The organism is Litorimonas sp. RW-G-Af-16, assembly GCF_048319245.1.
GTDB lineage: Bacteria > Pseudomonadota > Alphaproteobacteria > Caulobacterales > Maricaulaceae > Litorimonas.
The window spans coordinates 71,541-93,073 of the sequence record NZ_CP166993.1; the positions used below are offsets into that span (position 1 = coordinate 71,541).

General features: G+C 52.8%; 14 protein-coding genes and 2 pseudogenes. 14 read left to right on the forward strand and 2 right to left on the reverse strand.

Translation table 11 applies throughout. The annotated features are described in order from the left end of the window. Nucleotides 1-4: 4 nt before the first annotated feature. From AB8615_RS00325 to AB8615_RS00385, 13 genes and pseudogenes are all read left to right on the forward strand, one after another. On the forward strand, nucleotides 5-1,012 hold the full coding sequence (locus tag AB8615_RS00325; protein WP_409432966.1) for an Ldh family oxidoreductase: 1,008 nt from the start codon (nucleotides 5-7) through the stop codon (nucleotides 1,010-1,012). Between the two features lie 57 nt (nucleotides 1,013-1,069). Next, entirely contained in the window at nucleotides 1,070-2,503 is a 1,434-nt protein-coding gene (locus AB8615_RS00330) for an aldehyde dehydrogenase family protein (protein WP_409432967.1), read from the forward strand. 4 nt (nucleotides 2,504-2,507) lie between these two features. After that, a complete protein-coding gene (locus tag AB8615_RS00335) occupies nucleotides 2,508-3,497 on the forward strand; it encodes a membrane dipeptidase (protein ID WP_409432968.1) in 990 nt (329 codons plus the stop codon). Then, nucleotides 3,497-5,206 (forward strand): hypothetical protein, encoded by a 1,710-nt coding sequence (locus AB8615_RS00340; RefSeq protein ID WP_418152489.1) that lies wholly within the window; start codon nucleotides 3,497-3,499, stop codon nucleotides 5,204-5,206. The genes AB8615_RS00335 and AB8615_RS00340 overlap by 1 nt, the downstream gene beginning before the upstream one ends. Continuing rightward, the gene (locus AB8615_RS00345) at nucleotides 5,190-5,774 is read left to right on the forward strand and encodes a hypothetical protein (protein WP_409432970.1); all 585 of its coding nucleotides are present in this window, start codon (nucleotides 5,190-5,192) and stop codon (nucleotides 5,772-5,774) included. Before AB8615_RS00340 ends, AB8615_RS00345 begins: the two co-directional genes overlap by 17 nt. Before the next feature lie 143 nt (nucleotides 5,775-5,917). Continuing rightward, nucleotides 5,918-8,356, forward strand: coding sequence for a GcvT family protein (locus AB8615_RS00350; RefSeq protein ID WP_418153113.1), 2,439 nt, complete (start codon nucleotides 5,918-5,920; stop codon nucleotides 8,354-8,356). 2 nt (nucleotides 8,357-8,358) lie between these two features. Then, nucleotides 8,359-9,609 carry a sarcosine oxidase subunit beta family protein gene (locus AB8615_RS00355; protein ID WP_409432971.1) on the forward strand — a complete coding sequence of 417 codons (1,251 nt, stop codon included), beginning with the start codon at nucleotides 8,359-8,361 and terminating at the stop codon, nucleotides 9,607-9,609. 12 nt (nucleotides 9,610-9,621) lie between these two features. Then, entirely contained in the window at nucleotides 9,622-9,933 is a 312-nt protein-coding gene (locus AB8615_RS00360) for a sarcosine oxidase subunit delta (protein WP_409432972.1), read from the forward strand. Beyond that, nucleotides 9,930-12,891, forward strand: a pseudogene (locus AB8615_RS00365) (sarcosine oxidase subunit alpha). Before AB8615_RS00360 ends, AB8615_RS00365 begins: the two are co-directional and overlap by 4 nt. Then, entirely contained in the window at nucleotides 12,881-13,423 is a 543-nt protein-coding gene (locus AB8615_RS00370) for a sarcosine oxidase subunit gamma (RefSeq protein ID WP_409432974.1), read from the forward strand. Before AB8615_RS00365 ends, AB8615_RS00370 begins: the two are co-directional and overlap by 11 nt. Nucleotides 13,424-13,425: 2 nt before the next feature. Next, nucleotides 13,426-14,301, forward strand: coding sequence for a homocysteine S-methyltransferase family protein (locus AB8615_RS00375; protein ID WP_409432975.1), 876 nt, complete (start codon nucleotides 13,426-13,428; stop codon nucleotides 14,299-14,301). A gap of 56 nt (nucleotides 14,302-14,357) precedes the next feature. Beyond that, nucleotides 14,358-15,911 (forward strand): BCCT family transporter, encoded by a 1,554-nt coding sequence (locus tag AB8615_RS00380; protein ID WP_409432976.1) that lies wholly within the window; start codon nucleotides 14,358-14,360, stop codon nucleotides 15,909-15,911. A 101-nt stretch (nucleotides 15,912-16,012) separates the two neighbouring features. Further along, nucleotides 16,013-17,719: a BCCT family transporter gene (locus tag AB8615_RS00385; RefSeq protein WP_409432977.1), complete on the forward strand. Its 1,707-nt coding sequence runs from the start codon at nucleotides 16,013-16,015 to the stop codon at nucleotides 17,717-17,719. A gap of 22 nt (nucleotides 17,720-17,741) precedes the next feature. Here AB8615_RS00385 and AB8615_RS00390 read toward each other — a convergent pair whose 3' ends face one another. Further along, the gene (locus AB8615_RS00390; protein WP_409432978.1) at nucleotides 17,742-18,848 is read right to left on the reverse strand and encodes a dimethylsulfoniopropionate demethylase; all 1,107 of its coding nucleotides are present in this window, start codon (nucleotides 18,846-18,848) and stop codon (nucleotides 17,742-17,744) included. A 33-nt stretch (nucleotides 18,849-18,881) separates the two neighbouring features. After that, nucleotides 18,882-20,235 (reverse strand): annotated as a pseudogene (locus AB8615_RS00395) (NAD(P)/FAD-dependent oxidoreductase). Between the two features lie 206 nt (nucleotides 20,236-20,441). Here AB8615_RS00395 and AB8615_RS00400 point away from each other — a divergent pair. Continuing rightward, nucleotides 20,442-21,431: a LysR family transcriptional regulator gene (locus tag AB8615_RS00400; RefSeq protein ID WP_409432980.1), complete on the forward strand. Its 990-nt coding sequence runs from the start codon at nucleotides 20,442-20,444 to the stop codon at nucleotides 21,429-21,431. Nucleotides 21,432-21,533 lie beyond the last annotated feature (102 nt).

The window sequence follows — 21,533 nt, forward strand, 5'->3', positions numbered from 1 at the left end:
GCCGATGGATAAAAACACGACCTTAATGAGCTTGGACACGATCCGAGCCTTGGCGACAGACACGTTAATGGCGCATGGGTGCGACCGTGAAAATGCGGAGGCCGTTGCCGAAATTATCACGAAAGCGGAAGGCGACGGCTGTCACTCCCACGGCCTCATGCGGTTGCCAGGCTATGTCGCCACGCTGAAATCGGGCAAGGTCAACGGCAAGGCACGCCCGACGGTTAAACAATTAGCGCCCGCGATTGTGCAAGTGAATGGCCATAACGGCTTTGCCCCATTAGCGCTACAAACAGGTCGCGCGGAATTAATTAAATCAGCTAAAACTTGCGGTATTGCTGCTATGCCTTTGATCGGCATCCATCATTTCGCGGCTTTGTGGACAGAGGTCGAGCCTGTGGCAGAAGCGGGCTTGGTCGCCTTCGCTTGCACGTCCTATAAGCCCGCCGTTATTCCTGCGGGCGGTTCGCAGGCGTTATACGGCACGAACCCTATCTGCTTTGGCTGGCCCCGCATGGGGAAACCGCCCATGGTGTTTGATCAAGCGAGTTCCGTCATGGCGCGGGGCGAGGTTATGCTGGCAGCGCGAGAGGGGCACAAGCTTCCCGAAGGCGTTGGCGTCGATGCAGACGGTAACCCGTCCACGGACCCCGATGCCGTTCTTAAAGGCGCATTGTTGGCATTTGGCGGCTATAAAGGCAGTTCCATCGCGATGATGGTTGAATTGCTCGCGGGCGGCTTGATCGGTGAGAGCTTTAGTTTTGAGGCGGCCGCGCGCGATAATAATGACGGCGGGCCACCCCAAGGCGGCGAATTTATGCTGGCCATGGACCCGAACCTTTTTGGCGACCAATCAGGCTGGGCCGATCATGCCGAGGCGCTATTTGACCAAATCAAAGCGCAAGACGGTACGCGTCTGCCAGGGGAGCGGCGACACCGCGTTCGCGGCGAAAGCGAGGCTTCTGGCGTCGCCGTATCGAACATAATTTTGGATAAGATTAGAGCGCTTTAGGCTAGAGTATTAGCCACAACACACATACGAGCAAGATCTGAAAAAGATGGGAACAGCATGAACGATATTTACGGCAGCCTCATCAACGGTGAGTGGCATGATAGCGGCGCACAAATGCCCAATATCAACCCATCTGACACGTCTGACATTATTGGGCATTTGGCGAGCGCCACGCCCGCTATGGTGAGCGACGCCATTGCTGCCGCGCGCGCGGCTCAACCCGCGTGGGAGGGCATGAAGCTCGAAGAGCGGAAAAACAGACTCCACGCGATTGGGCAGGAGTTAATTGATCGCTGCGACGAGATCGGCGAAGTACTGTCACGCGAAGAGGGTAAGCCCTTTGCCGAAGGACGGGGCGAAACTTTTCGGGCGGGTGAGTTTTTTCAATACTATGCCGCGGAATGTCTGCGCCAAATCGGCGAGAGTGCGGCGTCTGTGCGGCCCGGCATCCACATTGATATTACACGCGAAGCCGTCGGTGTGTTCGGCCTGATCACGCCGTGGAATTTCCCGACCGCTATTCCCGCTTGGAAGATGGGGCCAGCTTTGGCTTACGGGAATACGGTTGTGCTGAAGCCCTCAGAAATTGTTCCTGCCAGTTCTCACCTTATGGCCGAGGTTATCAATAAACACCTGCCAGAGGGCGTGTTCAACATGGTCCAAGGCGGCGGTGAAATTGGCGCGGCTTTGTCGTCTGGTAAGATTGACGGTGTGTCATTCACGGGATCCGTCGCAACGGGCCGTAAAATTGCACAGGCGGCTGTGCAAAATATGGCGCGGGTGCAGTGCGAAATGGGCAGTAAAAACCCGATTGTGATTACAGAACATGCCGATATTGACCTTGCTGTGGCGCAGTCCATCGTTGGCGCCTTTGGCGCGTCGGGCCAAAAATGCACCGCCTCCTCGCGCCTGATCGTTGATGCGAAAGTCCACGATGAATTTGTTGAAAAACTTGCGAAAGCGGCAGAGGCGAAAAAAGTCGGTCACGCGCTCGCAGACGGCACAGAGCTTGGCCCTGTTGTAACTGAAGGACAGATGGATAAAATTCTGGGCTATATGAAATTGGCTCAGGATGAAGGCGGCGATTTGGTCACGGGCGGTGAGCGTTTAGACCGCGACACGGAGGGCTATTACCTTGCGCCGACAGTCTTTGCAGGCACGAAAAATGATATGCGGGTTAACCGCGAAGAAGTCTTCGGCCCCATGACATGCGTCATCAAAGTCGACGGATTTGACGAAGGTCTAGCAACGGCGAACGACACTGAATTCGGCTTGTCTGCTGCGATCATCACGCAAAATCTAAAAGAAGCCGAGCATTTCAAACGCGGCGCAAAATTCGGCTGTACCTTGGTCAATTTACCCACGGCTGGCCTTGATTACCACGTGCCATTTGGCGGGCGTAACGCCTCCAGCTACGGCCCAAGAGAGCAGGGTGAGCATGCCAAAGACTTCTACACGATCATGAAAACCAGCTACACGAACCCGGGGTAAAACTGTGCTGATCATTGACGCCCTACAATATGTAAATTGGACGCGCGAGCTTTTTGAAGAGGCGAAGGCGGGCGGCGTGAATGCAATCCATGTGACGATCGCTTATTGGGAGAATACGCGCGACACGCTGGAAAATATAGGTGATTGGCGACGCCGCTTTCGGGACCACGCCGACCTTATTATGCTCGTGCGGCAAGCTGATGATATTCTAACGGCGCAGCGTGAGGGGAAAGTCGGGATTATTCTTGGCTTCCAAAATTGCTCCCCGATCGAAGATGACTTGCGCATGGTCGAAACCCTCTATGATCAGGGCGCACGGATTATGCAGCTGACCTATAACAATCAAAGCCTGCTCGCGACGGGGTGTTATGAGGACGGCGATAGCGGCGTGACGCGCTTTGGCCGCGAAGTGATCAAAGAAATGAACCGCGTCGGCATGATCATCGATATGAGCCACAGTGCGGAACACTCGACCTTGCAAACAATCGAACTGTCAGAGCGCCCCATCGCGATCACGCACGCCAACCCCTCGCGCTGGCATGAAGCTCTACGGAATAAATCTGACGATGTCTTGCGTGCCTTGGGCGAGAGCGGCGGCATGCTCGGATTTTCGATGTATCCTTTCCATCTGCACGGCGGGCCAGACTGCACGCTGGATGATTTCTGCGGCATGATCATGGACACAGCGGAGTTAATGGGCGTCGATCATATCGGCATCGGGTCTGACCTCTGTCAGAACTGGGGATATGAGACGTTGGAGTGGATGCGGTCTGGCAAATGGACGTTTAAGCCTGACTTCGGCGAAGGCTCTGCCATCAACGCTGATTGGCCGCGCCAACCCGAATGGTTCCAGTCATCCAAAGATTTTTGCAATATTGCCAGCGGCTTATCGGCCAAAGGTATGAGCCAAAAAGATGTCGACAAGGTCATGGGCGAAAACTGGTTTCGCTTCTTCCAAAACGGGTTCAAACCCGCTGGCGTGGGGGCCCTCTAATGGTGATGCGCGTGCCGCATATCGGTGACGAAAGTCTTGATCTTCGGCCAGCCAGCATTGTCATGAACCTCGCGCGCCTCGGCACGCTCTACCCCTATCCCCTCAGTTTCATGCGTAGCCTTGTGCGGCGTATTTTACGAGAGGCATGGGAAATTAAACGTGTATGGACGGCCTTGTGTGACGGCGGCTTTGGGGACGTTGTCTACGAAATTCAAACGCCAAATGCGCTCTTTAGCTATGTCGTCTTCGCCAAATATATTGACCCTGATCGGCGCAGTGATCGCGTTATCGCCGATGATTGGGATTTGACTGTGACGCTATGTGAGGGGCGGGTTGACGCGGAAAGGCTGGAATTTCTGCGCGCCAATGTGCCGCTGCAGGAAAATGGCCGTGTTGACGCAAGCTGTATCGTGCTATCGCGCGCCAATAAATCCGTGCGTAATTTTGACTATGTTGTCGACGGTTTAGCGCGCGGGGAGCAGCCAGATTTAGACCATATGGCCAAGGTCGGATATCTCTACCGCACGACAGCAGTTTACGGCTCTGGCAAGTTCGGCATGGCGGATTGGAACAAAGTCCGAGAGGCCTATCCCGATTTCGCAAGACCTTTTGCAGCGGAAATGTTCTCGTGTTTTCTGATTCGAGACTTCAGCCTATTCCAAGCTGATTATGTCGCGCAACGCCGCGCCCCTGATACGGCGGTGGCCATGACGCCTGAAATCAAGCGCTATGTCGGGATTGGTAATGCGACAGGTTTGGGCATGGCGCCCTTTCTGATACACCACCCGCTATTAATTAATAACTGGATCGAAGTGCGCGAGACAGCCTTGGCACGGGTGAAACGGGACGGCGAGGTTACAGCGAAGACCCGCGGTGATCTCAGTTGTCTGGCAGAAAAAGCGCAGATGCATTTGTCGCAAATCACAACGGATAATGCCGATCAGAACGAGATTAACCGCACTGCGGTTAGGGACTTAACGGCGGTCATGGCATGGCTGCAGACGCAAGATAAGTTGGAAAAATGGACGCAGCTAACAGATTACGTCGCGGCGCATTTTGGCCATGAGGCGCAAGAAATCGTCAATGCACTTCTGCTCGAATTGCACCCCGAAACATTCACAGACCTTGAACCAGACTTGTCCATTGAAGAGCGGTATGACCTCGTCCCTCACATGCGATTGTCTGATTTGGCCGCCGTGATCGAAGATAAATACCGTTGGGCGCTGGCGGTTGATTTTTCCACGGATGCAGGGCTTGGGACGTTCTGGTACCGCTCCGTCGAGAAGCAAGAGCCGCGCCTCGGACAAAGCCATAAAGAGCCAGGTTATCGCAGACAAATGTTTATGGGTGTAGCGTATCAAGTGCGACGCGCCTATGACGATATTCTGGCCCGCAATGGCGATATGACGACCGCTGAATTCGTCCTAGCGCACCCCGAACACCGCGCTATTATTCGCCGTATTCAAACCATGGCGCAGACGCGTTACGGCGAGATACAGGCAAACCTTTTAGATGCCGATGTGCTGCCCATTCATTTGCTGAGGTGCAAGCTATCATTCTTCGGGGTCGGAAAATTTGATCCGCGTTCTCGGTTATGGGTGCGCAATACGATGTTTCAAGGTGCGCCGCTGATCCGTGATATTGGTCAAATGACAGATGATATTTGGTGCTTCCCGATCAAGCCTGACGCCGATGTCGTCCCCGCTTAAACTATCGCGCAACGAATTATTGTCCTTGTTGAAATCTGCTTTCCAAGGGCTTTATAAACATGATCAAGATTTTAGTGCCATGGCGGAGACCGTCTTGTGGCTAGAGATGCACGGCTTTGGCGGAGTGGAACTGCTGATTGGGGCGCTGGGGAGTGATTACGATCTGCCGACTTGCCCGGCTAAGTTAGAGAGAACACAAGCTGGATATATATTTGAGGGCGGCGGGGTGTCTGCAATCATATGCGCGCACAATATCGCTGACCTCATGTCCACTATGGTCGTTCAAAACACTGACGCTGTCATGCAAATCCGCGGCGTGACGGAGCCAGAGGCACTCGCTGTCCTCCCCGAATTGTGCGAGCGACAGGGTGTGCGGATTTATCCCCACCATTTGCCGAGCCACGCCCACCTCTTGCAGCCCTTGTCCAAGGCCAGCCGACAAACTTTTAACGATAATTTGCAAAACGGAATAGCTATTCGCCGCGATCATTACGACATTTTATCGAGTATCGCAGCGCGGATATTGGTCGAATCGACGGAGCAATCCCGTCGCGGAGCGGGTGAATAAGTCATCGCCGCGATAGAAGCGCTGCCCCTGCTTCCAAACATTAGCGACACTTATACACGCTGATGCTGTTTGACGCATTTAAACCCTCAATATAGGGGCTAATCTAAAGCACAAATCAAATGGGAACAGGCGCCATGAGCGACATTCAATCAACAGCAAAAGTGGTCGTTATCGGGGGCGGTGTCGTCGGTGTATCGACCCTTTATCACTTGGTCAAAAAGGGCTGGACGGACGTCTGTCTGATCGAGCGGAAAGAGCTGACATCTGGCTCGACATGGCATGCAGCGGGTCTGCTGCCGCTCTTTAATATGAGCTATTCTGTCGGGCAGTTACACAAATATTCTGTCAATTTGTACAAGCGGCTGGAAGCTGAAACGGGCCAAGACGTCGGCATCCGTCCCGTCTCCAATATTCGGCTCGCGACCAATCAAGATCGCATGGATGAGTATCTGCAATATGCGGGTGTGGCGCAGACGATCGGCGTTGAAGTTAAATTTATGACCCCCGAAGAAGTCGTAGAAATTTGGCCGTTCGCCAAAAAAGACGGCTTGATCGGCGCGATGCGTCATCCCGAAGACGGCTATGTGCAGCCAGCGGACCTCACGCAGGCTTTGGCGAAAGGCGCCCGTGAGGGCGGCGCAAAAATTCACCGCTATACGACTGTCACAGGCATTGACCAAATGGATGACGGGATGTGGAAAGTGAAGACAGATAAAGGCGACATTATCGCGGAGCATGTTGTCTCTTATACAGGTAACTTTGCACGAAAAACGGGCGAAATGATTGGCCTAGATATTCCAGTGGTCCCGGTCGAGCATCAATACATAGTCACCGAAGCGCATCCTGATATCGTCGCCCGCCGCAAAGATGGTGAGCCAGAACTGGGTGTTCTGCGCGAGTCGGACGGCAGTTGGTATATGCGCGAAGAAGCGGGCGGCCTGATCCTCGGGCCTTATGAACACGGCGCGCCAGCGTGCTATGTCGACGGCCCAGATGATCAATCTGAATATGAGCTATTCCAAGAAGACCTCGATCGCCTCATGCCGCATATTGAGAGCGCGATTAACCGCGTGCCGATCTTTGAAAATATGGGCATCAAAAAAGTCTATAACGGCGCGATTGCCTACACGCCCGATGGCAACCCGATTGTCGGGCCAGCTTGGGATAAGAAAAACTTCTGGCTGAACGAAGGTCACAGTTTCGGGATCACGGCGGCTGGCGGGGCAGGCTGGCAGTTGGCAGAATGGATTGTCGAGGGCGAGCCGACCGTTGATATGATGGGCGTCGACCCGCGCCGTTTTGGTCCCTATGCGACCAAAAGCTACCTGATTGAGAAAAACGAAGAGGCATATGCAGACGTTTTTGAAATTCACTATCCTGATGAAGAGCGCTCTGCAGCGCGACCCCTGCGGACATCACCTTGTTATGACCGCCTAAAAGCCAAAGGCGCCGTGTTCGGACAGCTCTTTGGCTGGGAACGCGCCAACTGGTTTGCCCCTGAAGGCGTCGAGCAAAAAGACGATTGGTCTTTCCGCCGCTCGTCTTATTTCGAGCATGTCGGCAATGAGGCGAAGAACGTCGCAGAAAATGTCGGTGTGCTGGACATGACAGCTTTTGCCAAATGCCGTATCCAAGGGCCAGGCGCGGTGAAATTTCTCAATCGGATTTTAGCCCAAAAAATGCCCGTCACGATTGGCCGCCTGGCGCTCTGCCATGGCCTGACAAACAAAGGTGGCGTCCATTCTGAATTTACCGTGCAGCGCGAGAGCAAGGATAGTTTCTATCTTGTATCGGCGGGCGCGTATCACCGCTTGGATCATGACTGGCTGCGCAAGCATATGCCAACGGACGGATCTGTGCAGATGACAGACCTGACCAATGCCATGGGCGTTCTGGTCGTGGCAGGGCCGAAAGCGCGAGATTTGCTGCAGCCGATTTGTGGGTCTAACCTGTCCAATGAAACCTTCCCGTGGTTGACGGGGCAGGAGACATATGTCGGCCACGCCCCCGTTAAATTGCTGCGCGTCAACTTCGTGGGTGAGCTAGGCTGGGAAATCCACCACCCGATCGAATATCAAAATCATATTTTTGATGCATTGTTTAAACACGGCGACAAGCATGGCCTGAAACCTTTTGGTATTCGTGCAATGAATTCTATGCGCCTAGAAAAATCCTACCGCTTGGTCGGCACAGAAATGTCGATTGAATACTCAGCCTATGAGTCGGGCTTACACCGCTTTGTAAACCTCAAGAAAAAAGACGGATTTATCGGTCGCGATGCTTTGCTCGAATGGGAGAAGCGCGGGTTTGAAAACGCGTTTGTCACGCTCGAAGTGATGAATGTTGATGATGCGGACGTCATCGGTAACAATCCGATTTATAAAGACGGCGAAGTCATAGGCCGCGCAACAGGTGGCGGCTTTGGCTGGCGCATGAACAAGTCACTCGCACTCGCCATGGTGCATCCTACACATTCTGCGATTGGCACGGATCTTGAGATTGAAATTCTCGGCAAGCGCTATAAATGTCGTGTGCTGGAAGACAGCCCGCACGACCCAACCAATGAGAAGCTCAGAAGCTAGCCATGAAATACTCCGCAGCCAGTTTATTTGCGAATGCGCTGTCAGGTCACAAAAACTGGCCTGTGCAATTTCCCGATAAAGCGCCGAAAAAAGAATATGACGCCATTATTGTTGGCGGCGGCGGGCATGGCCTCGGCGCGGCCTATTATCTCGCCAAACGCTACGGTATCACCAATGTGGCCGTGCTGGAAAAAGGCTGGATAGGCGGCGGGAATACGGGTCGGAACACAACGATTATTCGCTCTAATTATCTGTTCGATGAATCGGCGGCCATGTATGATCACGCTGTCGATCTGTGGGACGGCCTTGGACAGGAACTGAACTATAACTTGATGTTTTCCAAGCGCGGCGTGTTGATGCTCGCCCATAATGTGCATGATGTTCAGAGCTTTCAACGTCACGTGCACGCCAATCGTTTGAATGGTGTTGATAATAAATGGCTGTCACCAGAAGAGTGCAAGAAATTTCTGCCTATCCTCGATATTTCCCAAAACCGTCGTTATCCCGTCATGGGCGGCGCGCTGCAAATGCGGGCAGGCACCGCGCGACATGATAGTGTCGCTTGGGGCTATGCACGGGCGGCGTCAAAGCTGGGCGTTGACATCATTCAGAACTGCAAAGTCACAGGTATTCGCCGCGGCGCAGACGGTGCTGTGGAAGGCGTTGAAACTGAAAAAGGCTATATCGCGTCGAAGAAAATTGGTGTGTCCGCGGCGGGGAATACCTCTGTCGTGATGGAAATGGCAGGGCTGCAATTCCCGCTCGAGAGCTATCCCCTGCAGGCTTTGGTCTCAGAACCGATCAAGCCGATCTTCCCTTGTGTCGTCATGTCCAACGCCGTGCATGCTTACATCAGTCAGTCGGACAAGGGCGAGTTGGTGATTGGCGCGGGAACGGATCAATATACGAGTTATAGCCAGCGCGGGGCGCTTCATATTCTGGAACATACCCTGATGTCGATTAGCGAGATTTTCCCGATCTTTAAACGTCAGCGTATGCTGCGCAGTTGGGGCGGCGTGGTTGACGTCACGCCGGATCGCTCACCGATTGTGGGCAAAACGCCTGTGCAGGGGCTTTATGTGAATTGTGGCTGGGGCACGGGCGGTTTTAAGGCCACGCCTGGGGCTGCGGATACCTTCGCTTACACCATCGCCCATGATGCGCCGCACAAAATCAACGCACCGTTTAACCTCGACCGCTTTGTCGGAGGCCGCTTAATCGACGAAGCCGCCGCCGCCGCTGTCGCGCATTAAGGGGGCGAGAGCGTGTTTCAAATTCATTGTCCCTACTGCAACGAAAAACGTGACGAAATAGAATTCGCACATGCGGGTGAGGCTCATTACGTGCGCCCGACTGCCAAAGAACAGGCCGAGATGTCGGATGCGGAGTGGTCGCGCTATATGTTTATTCGCGATAATGTGCGCGGCGACACGGCGGAGCGTTGGTGGCATCAGCACGGCTGCAATCTGTTTTTTAATGCTGTTCGGAACACTGTCACAGATAAATTAGTTATGACTTACAAAATGGGTGAGCCTCGTCCAACTGCAGCCAAAATTGAAAAGGCGCGAGAGTCATGAGCGCATTTCGTAAATCAGGCCGCGGCATTGTTGACGCCAATCAATTAATTAATTTCACTTTTGATGGGAAACCCTATCAAGGTGCGCAGGGCGACACCCTCGCATCGGCATTGCTTGCGCAGGGTCAGCACCTGATGGGGCGGTCTTTTAAATATCACCGCCCGCGCGGCGTCATCGCAGCAGGTTCAGAAGAGCCCAATGCCCTCATCGCTTTTGATCGCGGCGTGGGTCGTGTTACCCCCAATGTCCGTGCTACAACGCTCGAGATTTTCGAAGGCATGGTGGTCGAAAGCCAGAACCGTTCGCCTAATTTGAAATTTGATATTGGCGCGTTTAATAACGTCTTCTCGCGCTTCTTCCCCGCCGGGTTTTACAACAAGACATTTATGTGGCCCAAGAGTTTTTGGGACAAAGTTTATGAGCCGTTTATCCGCCACATGGCGGGCCTTGGCCCGGCGCCAAAATCCGAAGACCCAGACGTCTATGCCAGCACCTATGGTCACTGCGAAACGCTGATTATCGGCGCGGGCCCAGCGGGCATTGCGGCGGCCCTAGCAGCAGCGAAATCTGGTGAGCGTGTGATCTTGGTAGACGAGAACGCTCATCTGGGCGGCAGCCTATTGTCGACTCCCTCCGTGATGATCGAAGGCCAGACGGCAACAGATTGGCTCGCGAAATCTACCGCTAAATTGGAGAAATCCGAGACTGTGACAGTTCTAACGCGGACAACGGCGATTGGGTATTTCCACGATAATTTTGTCGCACTGGCCGAACGACTCACGGATCACTTGCCAGATGCCCCCGTCGGAACTGCGCGCGAAAAGCTCCACCGCATCCGAGCAGGCAAAGTAATTCTGGCGCAAGGCGGTATTGAACGCCCGCTTGTTTTCAACGGCAATGACCGCCCCGGTGTGATGCTGGCGAGCGCTGCGCAAACCTACCTCAATAAATACGGCGTCGCTGTCGGCAATGAAGTCGCGATCTTCACTAGCCATGATAGCGCCTACCAAGTGGCCTGTGATTTGGCCGATGCGAATATCCGTATTGCCGCCGTGATTGATGCACGCGACACGGTCCGCGATGAATTAGTGGCGTCTTTGACGCAGCGCGGGATTGATCATCTGCCAGCCTCATCGGTTTCAAAAACATCTGGCTCGCTACGAATTAATTCCCTCGAGGCTTACACGCCTGAGACAGGGGCGAAGCGCATAATTAAATGCGATGCGTTGCTGATGTCAGGTGGCTGGACACCAAGCCTACATTTGTGGTCTCACTCTAAGGGCGGAATTAAATGGGACGCAGATCTGTCAGCCTATGTTCCAGATGTTGCAAATGAAAACGCAGTTTGCGTTGGGGCATGTAACGGTGATTTTGGCATAGAAGCTGCGCTGAGTGGCGGCCATAAAGCAGCAGGTGGGCGCAAAGCTTACACGGTCGAAGAACCCGAATTTGGCACAGGACAAATCTTTAATAGCCTGCCAAACTATATCGAAGGGCCGAAACAAAAAGCCTTTGTCGATTTCCAAAATGACGTGACAGAAAAAGACATCAAGCTTGCCGTGCAAGAAGGATTTAAATCTATCGAACACGTCAAGCGGTACACTACGAACGGCATGGCCACAGACCAAGGCAAGACGTCTAATCTCAACGCGCTAGAAATCGCGTCCAAAGCGGTCGGTCAGCCGATTGAAAAAGTCGGCCTCACGACATTCCGTCCGCCCTACACGCCGACGACGTTCGGCGCGATGGTCGGCTACCGCGATCAGGAATTATTTGATCCAACCCGCAAGACGCCCATTGATCCTTGGGCCGAGGAAAACGGCGCGGTCTTCGAGCCTGTCGGTGTTTGGCGTCGGGCTTGGTATTTCCCGAAAGCGGGCGAAGACATGCACGCAGCCGTTGCACGCGAGTGCAAAGCCACGCGCGATAGTCTTGGTATTTTTGATGCGTCAACGCTGGGCAAGGTCGAAGTTGTGGGCCCGGACGCCGCAAAATTTATGAACTTGATGTACACCAATCCTTGGTCTGCGCTACCTGTCGGCGGCTGTCGATATGGTCTGATGTGTCGGGAAGACGGGTATATTTATGATGACGGTGTTGTCGGGCGCATGGCCGAAGACCGCTTCCATGTGACGACAACAACAGGCGGTGCGCCGCGCGTTTATCGCCATATGGAAGACTATCTGCAAACGGAATTTCCAGAGCTTGATGTCTGGCTGACGTCAACGACGGAGCAGTGGGCGGTGATCGCAATCAATGGACCCAATGCGCGTAAATTAATTGCGCCTTTCGTCGAAGGCATTGATCTTTCGCCTGAAGCATTTCCGCATATGACTGTACGGGAAGGCAAAATTTGCGGCGTCCCGACTCGCCTCATGCGAGTCAGCTTTACGGGCGAATTGGGTTTTGAAATTAACGTCCCCTCGCATTACGGCCGAGCGGTTTGGGAAGCCCTGATGCAAGAGGGGCAGCAGTATAATATCTGCCCCTACGGCACCGAGACTATGCATGTGCTTCGCGCAGAAAAAGGCTTCATCATTGTAGGCCAAGATACAGACGGCACAGTCACCGCGCACGATGCGGGGATGTCTTGGGCGGTGAGCAAAAAGAAGAAAGACTTCGTCGGGAAGCGGTCACTGGCACGGCCCGATTTGGTAGCGGCGGAGCCGCAAACAATTAATTGGTTTACTAACGGATGATCCAAATGAGGTGCTAGAGGAGGGCGCGCAGATTGTTGCTGACCCTCAACAATCAATTCCCATGGATATGCTCGGCCACGTCACCTCATCATATTGGAGCGAGCCGCTAGGTCGCTCCATCGCTATGGCAGTCGTTCGGGACGGATTTAATCTGATGGATCAAACGCTTTATGTGCCAATGGCTGACAAAACGATTGCCGTAAAGGTCGTCAAACCTGTCTTTTATGACCCAAAAAATGAGCGATTAAATGTTGTTTGATCAAGCTATTGATATGCCAGATACGCTCGTAACACCCGCAGTCAGCGTGGCGTTGCTGGGTGAGCGCGGACGGTTTAACCTACGGATTAAGCCGTCTGATCTGGCGGCTTTTAAAAAAGCCAGTGCGCTTAAGCTACCGACAAAGATTAATTCGACGACTATTACCAAAGATATTATGTGTGCGAAGCTTGGGCCAGATGAATGGGTCGTGATTTGCGATCCCACAAGCCAAGCAGCCTTAACAAAAAAGCTCGTTAAGGTTAGCCAAGATTTTGTGTGCAGCGTCACAGAAATTTCGCACCGCAATGTCGCATTTGAGTTGTCTGGCTCCGACGCGACAGCCTTATTGAATGTCGGCTGTCCTTTGGATTTATCCCTTAGTAGTCTCCCCATCGGCAAGGCGACGCGCACGGTATTTGAAAGCGTGAGCATCATGGTAGTGCGAACAGGCGAAGATCGTTTTCATATTGAATGTTGGCGGTCTTTTGGGCCTTATTTGCGAGACTTTTTCAATCGCGTCCTGACGACTTAGTCATGGCTCATGTGACACTACTCGACGGCGGCATGGGGCAAGAACTCATCCGCCGCGCAGGGGTTGCGCCGACACCCTTATGGTCGACACAGGTCATGTTAGACCATCCTGAATTAGTTGAGCAATTGCACTTAGATTTTATTCAATCCGGCGCAGAAATTATCACATTAAATAATTACACGGCGACGCCAGAGCGCCTCGCGCGGGATGCCTCGATTGACTTGTTCAAGCCAATCCATGCGGCGGCGATTGAAATTGCGCAAGCCGCGCGAGCCAAGAGCGGTAAGTCGGTGAGAATATCTGGCTGCCTCCCGCCGATCGTGGCGAGCTACAAGCCCGATCTTGCCCCTGATTTTGAAGCGTGCTTGGCCTCCTACCGCGAATTAGTTGCTATCCAGACTCCAGGCGTTGATTTATTTTTCTGCGAAACCCTGTCGACGATACGTGAGGCAAAAGCTGCGATCATGGCGGCCAAGGAGAGCGGATTGCCCGTTTGGGTGAGCTTCACATTGGACGATGCTGCACCGCAGAATTTGCGATCTGGCGAATTATTGAGGGACGCTGTGAAATCCGTTGCAGATATTCAGGTCGACGCGGTCATGGTGAATTGCTCCATGCCTGAAACCGTCACGCTCGCCATGCCGTTATTAGTCGAGGCCTTCCCCTGCGTTGGAGCCTACGCCAATGGCTTTCAATCTGTCGCGCCGTTAAAGGCTGGCGGGACGGTTGCCGGACTGCAGAAACGCCAAGATCTAACGCCTGACAAATATGCGGATTATGCCATGAACTGGGTCAAGATGGGGGCCACAATCATTGGCGGATGTTGCGAAGTCGGCCCTGATCATATCGCTGAAATTCACCACCGCTTGTGTCATTAAATAGATTAATTGTTTGAAGTCTTTACAGCCTAAAAATAGCAAGGCATGACACCTTTATGGCCCTGCATGAAACGTCTCACCGCTCCAAAATAATTCATGCATTTGGCTTTGAAATGCACAATCCAATATTTTTCCTCAGTGCGATATTAGTGCTGCTTTTTTCGAGCGCGACACTGGCTTTTCCCGACACCGCCAATGCTGCTTTGCAGGGGGCTAAAGCATGGTCGCTTAGAAACTTTGACTGGCTATATGCGACCACACCTATCATCAGTCTTCTCTTTTGCGTTGGAATAGCCATATCACCGCTCGGGAAAATACGCTTGGGCGGGGCAGAGGCGAAAGCCGAGTATAGCGTTTGGTCTTGGATTGCGATGTTGTTTGCGGCGGGCGTCGGAATTGGCTTTATGTTTTACGGCACCGCAGAGCCGCTAGGCTATTTCACGGATTGGTTTGGCGTGCCTTTTGATACACCAGCGGGCAGCGAGGACGCGCGGCGCTTGGCCTTCTCAACTTCTGTTTTTCATTGGGGTATTTTGGCGTGGTCCGTCTACGCCATCATCGGCGTGTCCCTCGCATTTTTCGCGTTTAACCTTGGACTACCCCTGTCTATACGGTCGGCTTTTTATCCTTTTTTGGGCGAGAGAATTTACGGCTGGGTGGGGGATGTTATTGACTTGCTCGCCGTCGTGTCGACGATCTTTGGGCTGGCTTGCACAATCGGAATTGGTGCAACACAGGCGACAGGGGGGCTGGCCTATTTATTTGGGGTGGAGCAAAGCGTGTGGCTCCAAATAATCCTCATTGGCGTGATGACAGCTGTTGCAATTCTATCAGTCTTGAGGGGGCTGAACGGCGGAATTAAGGTGCTATCAAATATCAACATGATTGCAGCTGCATCGCTTTTACTATTCGTGATGATATTTGGACCCACGCTCGATATTTTTCGCACAATAGGACAGTCAGTGGTTAGCCTTGTCCCTGACAGTCTGGCTTTGGCGAATTGGATGGATCGGCCTGACCAAGCGTTTTTATATGATTGGACGCTGTTTTATTGGGCCTGGTGGATTGCTTGGTCGCCCTTCGTTGGCATGTTCATTGCGCGCATTTCAAAAGGCCGAACCATCAGAGAATTTATGGCGGGGCTGTTACTCGCGCCTCTGGTAATTGGGATTGTCTGGTTCTGCGCCTTTGGCGAGACAGCGATTAAGCAATTTGAAAACCAAACAGGCGATTTGGCAAATGGCGTCAGCGATGCCTCTCTGACGTTATTTCAAATGCTAGGTGCCATGCCGATGCCAATGGTCACCTCTATCATCGCCTTGGGATTATTAATTATCTTTATCGTGACGTCAGCAGATTCGGGTGCGCTAGTTGTCGATAAATTGACGTCAGGTGGACGCAAAACGACACCCAAACGACAGCGAGTTTTTTGGGCGGCAATGCTCGGCCTGACAGCGATTGCGCTGCTTTACGGGGGAGGCACAGCCGCACTGCAATCTTTGCAAGCGGGCACAATAACGGCCGCACTGCCGTTCGCTGTTATTGTATTGCTGACCTGCTTTGCCTTGCTGAAGGGGCTGATAGATTATCGGCGCTCTGGTAGGCCTTAGGAAATTGAAACTGTGTGATGAAAGAACAAGACTATAAATCTGCGGAATTAAATTGAAGCTATGCCACGCATCCCGCATAGTTAAAAGAAACTGGGGAATTTATGACAGAGCCAACTCACACCTCCACCGCGCCAATCAATCGTGTGGGTGAAAAAGCCGTCCATTTGCCGCGCCGCAAGCGGCTGAAAATTAGAACATCACCAGACGGTTTCTATGCAGGTTTTAACACGATCATCGCGATCACAGCCAAGATTTTGATTGGCCTTTTGATTGTATGGGCGGCGTCATTTCCCAAAGAAGCAGGTTTAATTTTAGCAGACTTGCAGGTTTGGTCAACTTCCACATTCGGGGGATGGTATGTCTATGCGACGGCCTTTTATATGGTCATCTGTCTGGCGCTCGCATTTTGGCCAAAGGTCGGGAGTATTCGTTTGGGCCGCCAAGATGAGCGCCCTGAGTTCTCTCGATTTTCTTGGTTTTCCATGATGTTTGGCGCGGGCATCGGCGTTGGCATGCTGACTTATTCAACAGCTGAACCCATTTTCCATTTCGCTAATAACCCCGATGTCATCAAAGGTCTGAGCGTTTCACAAGACCCTGACAATGTACGCAATGCCTATAAGTGGGCGATGCTGCATTATGGTTTGACGCCTTGGGGGTGTTACGGAATTGTCGGACTAGCATTGGCATATTTTGCTTTTAACCGAAACCAACCGCTGACCTTCCGCTCGGCTCTAGTTCCGCTATTTGGCAAGCGCTTATCGGGCGGCTTGGGTCATGCAGTCGACATTGTGGCGATCCTCGCGACGGTGATTGGCGTCAGCGTCACGATTGGCTTTGGCGTGTCGCAATTCGCGTCAGGCGTATTTAATATTACAGGCATGGGGTGGATCGCTGATGCGAATGGCAAACCGACTTTGGCCGCGCAAGTGATTGCTTTGGTTATCATTATGTCAGCTTCTACCGCCTCCGCTCTGTCGGGTGTGAACAAAGGGATCAAGTGGCTGTCTAATATCAATATGGGATTGTCGATCTTCTTGCTGTTATTTTTCGTGGCGTTTGGTGCGACTTTCTTTGCTTTCAAGACATTTTTCTTGGCGATCTGGGACTACTTTCTCGCGCTGCCCGCTATGTCAGTGACGGTCTGGAGAGAGGGCGCGCTGGCGGAATGGCAAGCGGCATGGTCAATTTTCTATTGGGCTTGGTGGATTGCCTTTGCGCCTTTTGTTGGCTTGTTCTTAGCGCGGGTGTCGCGTGGCCGCACGATCAGAGAATTTGTCTTGGGCGCGATGTTCGTGCCGTCAGCCGTTGGCCTAGTTTGGTTCTCCCTCGTGGGCGGCACAGCGGTGAATTTGGAATTATCAGGTATCGCGCAAGGTGCCATTCTCAATGCCGATATTTCCGCGCAACTCTATCAAACTATCAATCTTATCCTCTCGCCCGTCATGGCAAAAATGATGAGCTTTGTGATTGTTATCTTGCTGATGACATATCTTGTCACCTCTGCCGACTCCGCGATTTTGGTGATCAATACAGTCGCGTCCGCAGGGAACGAGTCCAAGAAACACGCACGCCATATTTTGATTTGGGGCGGTATTTTTATCGCCGTTGTGGCGGCGCTCCTGCTGGCGGGTGGGATGGACGCGCTTAAATCTGCAATGATCCTCGGCGCGGTGCCGTTCTCGATCGTTATGGCCCTGATGGCGGTATCATTGGTGAAAGCGCTCATGTTTGACCGCTATCGTTATCGACCCGCAAAACTAAAAGACGACACTAAGAAGGATGTTGTTGCGGCCAGCCAGAATTAAATACCGGAATTAAACATCAGGATTAAATAAATGGCAGCGCGCGCACCTCGGCATCTCGCGGTCCGCTGGGCGTTTGAACTGTGACGTGTGTGCCGACGTCCCAATGAGCGCGGTCAATCATCGCAATGGCGACATTGGTCAAAAGATCGGGTGACCAAGCCGCCGAACTGACGTGTCCCACACCCTGGTCATTGACAAAGACGGGCCATAAATCCTGACAGGGCGGTACAGCCTCGCCCGCAATCGCGAGGCCACGAACTTGGCGTTTCGGGCCGTGTTCCAGATCCTGCCGCAACGCATCCGCGCCTATGCAGTCTTTGGATGCCGCACCTTTGCAAAACTTACCCAGACCCGCTTCAAACGGTGTGTTGTCGCGCGTCATATCATTGCCATATGACAGCAACCCGCCCTCAATCCGCTCGATCAAATTTGGGCAACCTGCGCGGACGTTGAGGCCTTGTCCCGCCTCAAACAGGGCGTCCCAGATAGGTTCGCCTTGATCTGTGCCTTCAACATAAATTTCAAACCCGCCTTGGACAGAAAAGCCAGATCGAGCAATGGTGTGCTGGCGCCCATTAAATTCAATTTTGCGGTGACGAAAAAACCTTAGGTCGCGAATGTCTTCTCCGAACAATCTTGCCATTAAATCATTCGACTTCGGCCCTTGAATAGCGAGCGGCGAGACGTCTGGCTCGAACACATCAACCCGCAAATTCATGCCGCGCGCCAGACCTTTGATCCAATAAAGCAAATCGGAGTCAGCGATCGAAATCCACCAGCGATCTTCCGAATGACGAACGGCAACCGGATCATTGAGCATGCCGCCCGTCTCGTCCACGACTGGAATATAGTAGCACTGATCATCAGCCATTTTCTTTAAGCTGCGTGGGGTTAGCATTTGGATCAGCTTCGCCGCGTCCCGTCCGCGCACCTCGACTTGGCGCTGCACGGCCACGTCCCAGATTTGAACATCACGCTTAAGATGATGATAATCGGCTTCAATGCTCTCAAACATCGTCGGGAGCAGCATATGGTTATAGACTGTGTAGCCCTTAACTCCAGCCTCGGTCACGCGGCGTGTAAAGGGTGTGCTGCGCAGGCGGCGCGAGATGGATAATACTGGCGACATAAACGTCCCTCCCAATTCGCGATTATGTCTAATTTAACTCCAAGGGAAGGGGCTATTCGACGTTGGATGCAATTCTCCCTCAGCATAACGAGAATAGCGGAAAGGCTTAAGCAATTCTGATGTTTGCCCCATGATATGTTCCGCCACCAACTTCCCAACCCCGATCATTTTATAGCCATGGTTGGAATCTGCCAAGATATAGGCGTTCTCGCAAAACTCATCAAAGACGGGGAAGCTGTCGGGGGTGAAGCAGCCGACACCGCCAGACGGCTCTTTGTGATATTGTCCCATCATACCTTCAAAGCGCTTATGGCAATGAGCGAGGGCGCTGACCCACATATGCGCAAATTCGGGCGAACTGATCCATTCGGGCGAGGCGGGAGCCGTAGGGGTCAATATCAAGCTCATCTGCCGGTGTGGTCACGGGGTAAGGCATGGCACCGCCTTGAACGCCGCCAAAATGGAAGTCAGGCTTGTAATACAGCCCCCATATTTTCCCCGCCTCTTCGATCACTGATCCGTCGACAACAGAGCGCAACGCTGCATCAGTGTCTACATGCATGACAGGCGGTTGCTTTCCGTCATTGGTTTTAAACATTTCGGGATCAACATTCAGCACGCCTTCCTCTAGTTGCCAGAACGTCCACATACCGATCCCGTCATGTGTGACGCCGTCTTTGCCTTTGATACTGACAGTCTTGGGTAGTTCGAGCATATTCCAGAAATCGCGCACCCACGGTCCGGCCCCAATGACAACGTAATCACACGCCAGATCGCCGAGCGTGGTTTCAACGGCTGTGATCGCAGAGCTAGCGCCATTGGCACGGGTAAAGCCTTTAACTTCGCAGCCTGTGATGATGCGCACGCCTTCGTTTTCAGCTTTCGTGGCGAGGCCATACATGGCTTTGGAGTTATTCGCGTAGCCGCCTTGTTTTTCGTGTAAAACAGAGGTGATGTTTTCAGCCTGCCAGTCATCGTAAATGCCGCGCATATATTCGCCGCACGCCGCTTCGCCTTCGATAAATGTACTGTCATAGCCAATGGCCTGCTGTTGCTCATATATCTCAGCAACATCGCCGTGCATCGACTCGCAAGAGATCTGCATATAGCCCACAGGGTGGTAGCTATAGGCCTCCATATCTGATTCCCAGACGTCGACGGAATGGGCCATCAATTCGCGCATAGCCGGTTGGTAGTAATTATTGCGCACCACACCGCACGCAATGCCAGATGCGCCAGACGCGATGCCGCCTTTGTCCAGAATAACAATATCTGCCCCGCTGCCTTTGCCTGCGGCTTTAAGGTCTAAGGCCAGGTGGTAAGCGGTCGATAGTCCGTGGACGCCTGCGCCAATGATGACGAACTTGGAATGGGTGGGGAAAGCCATGATCTTGCTCCGTGTATTTCCTTATGCCTACGCGTTGCGCCAAACTGTGCAATGCCCATCAAAAACAAAGATAGCCGAGTATTAAGCGCGATAATGACGGGGTGGCGGTGAAGCAGAGCTTATACATTGTCTGCATTTTCCCTATTTGGCTTTAGCGAAGCTTATGATAAGGCGCTGTAATAACTCACAAAAAGAGTGTCGGGGAAATGAAGATACCAAGTAATTTTGACCTGCGGTCTCTGCAGGTTTTCGTGGTGACAGCGGATCAGGGCGGCATGACGCAATCCGCCAAAGTCCTGCGCATGACACAATCTGCCGTCTCGCAAATCATTGCAGGGTTAGAGGACGCAGTGGGGACGAAGCTGTTTGACCGCTCGGTCAGGCCGATTGTGCTGACGTCCGCAGGGCGCATTTTACTGGAGCGAGGACGGCAAATTCTTCGCGATACGCGGGAGGCTTTTCGCGAAACGCGCACGATGGAACGCCGCCGTTTGGCGTCTCTGACTATCGCTATGACAGACTCTATGGCAGCCGTGCTCGGCTCGCGATTATATGCCACGATGAATGATGTGTCGTCTTATTGGCGGTTTTGGAGCGGGCTATCGCCTTATCACCGCGATGAGTTTTTATCGCATAACATCGACCTGATGGTCACGACGTCCAACGTCATGGAAGACGTGGCAGGGCTTGTGAGATACAAAATTTTCCAAGAGCCTTATGTGTTGATTTTTCCGAGAGATTATAAAGGCAATGTCACCTTGCATGAGGGCGAAAAAGATTTGCCATTCCTGCGTATCTCCATGCGCTCGGCCATGGGTTTGCGGATCGAACGACAACTCAATCGCCTGCGCCTGAACTATCCTGACATAGCGGAATTTGACCGTGCGCCTGCGCATACAATGGCCGTTGCGCAAGGCTTGGGGTGGGGCGTAACTACGCCGCTATGTTTGCTGGAAATGCCAGACTTGCTGGACCGCGTGCAGGTGCATCCTATCACAAAAGGCTCATTTGGGCGGCATTTTGATCTGCTGTCACGCGAGGATAATTTGGGTGATATTCCCCAAAAACTTGCGCTCGAAGCACGTCGAATTCTGCGCGAAGATTGCTTGCCCATGCTTTATGCTCAAGTGCCGTGGTTGGAAGAGAAAATGAATTGGGACGAGATTGAGCCGAATTTGCAAGAGGGTAAGCCGTAGCGCCAAACCTTCCCGATATTCAACTCCCCTTATGCGCCCCAATATGAATCGCTTATCACGCGCTTCTCGCTTGCGAGATCAAAAGATTTGCGACTAGGGAAT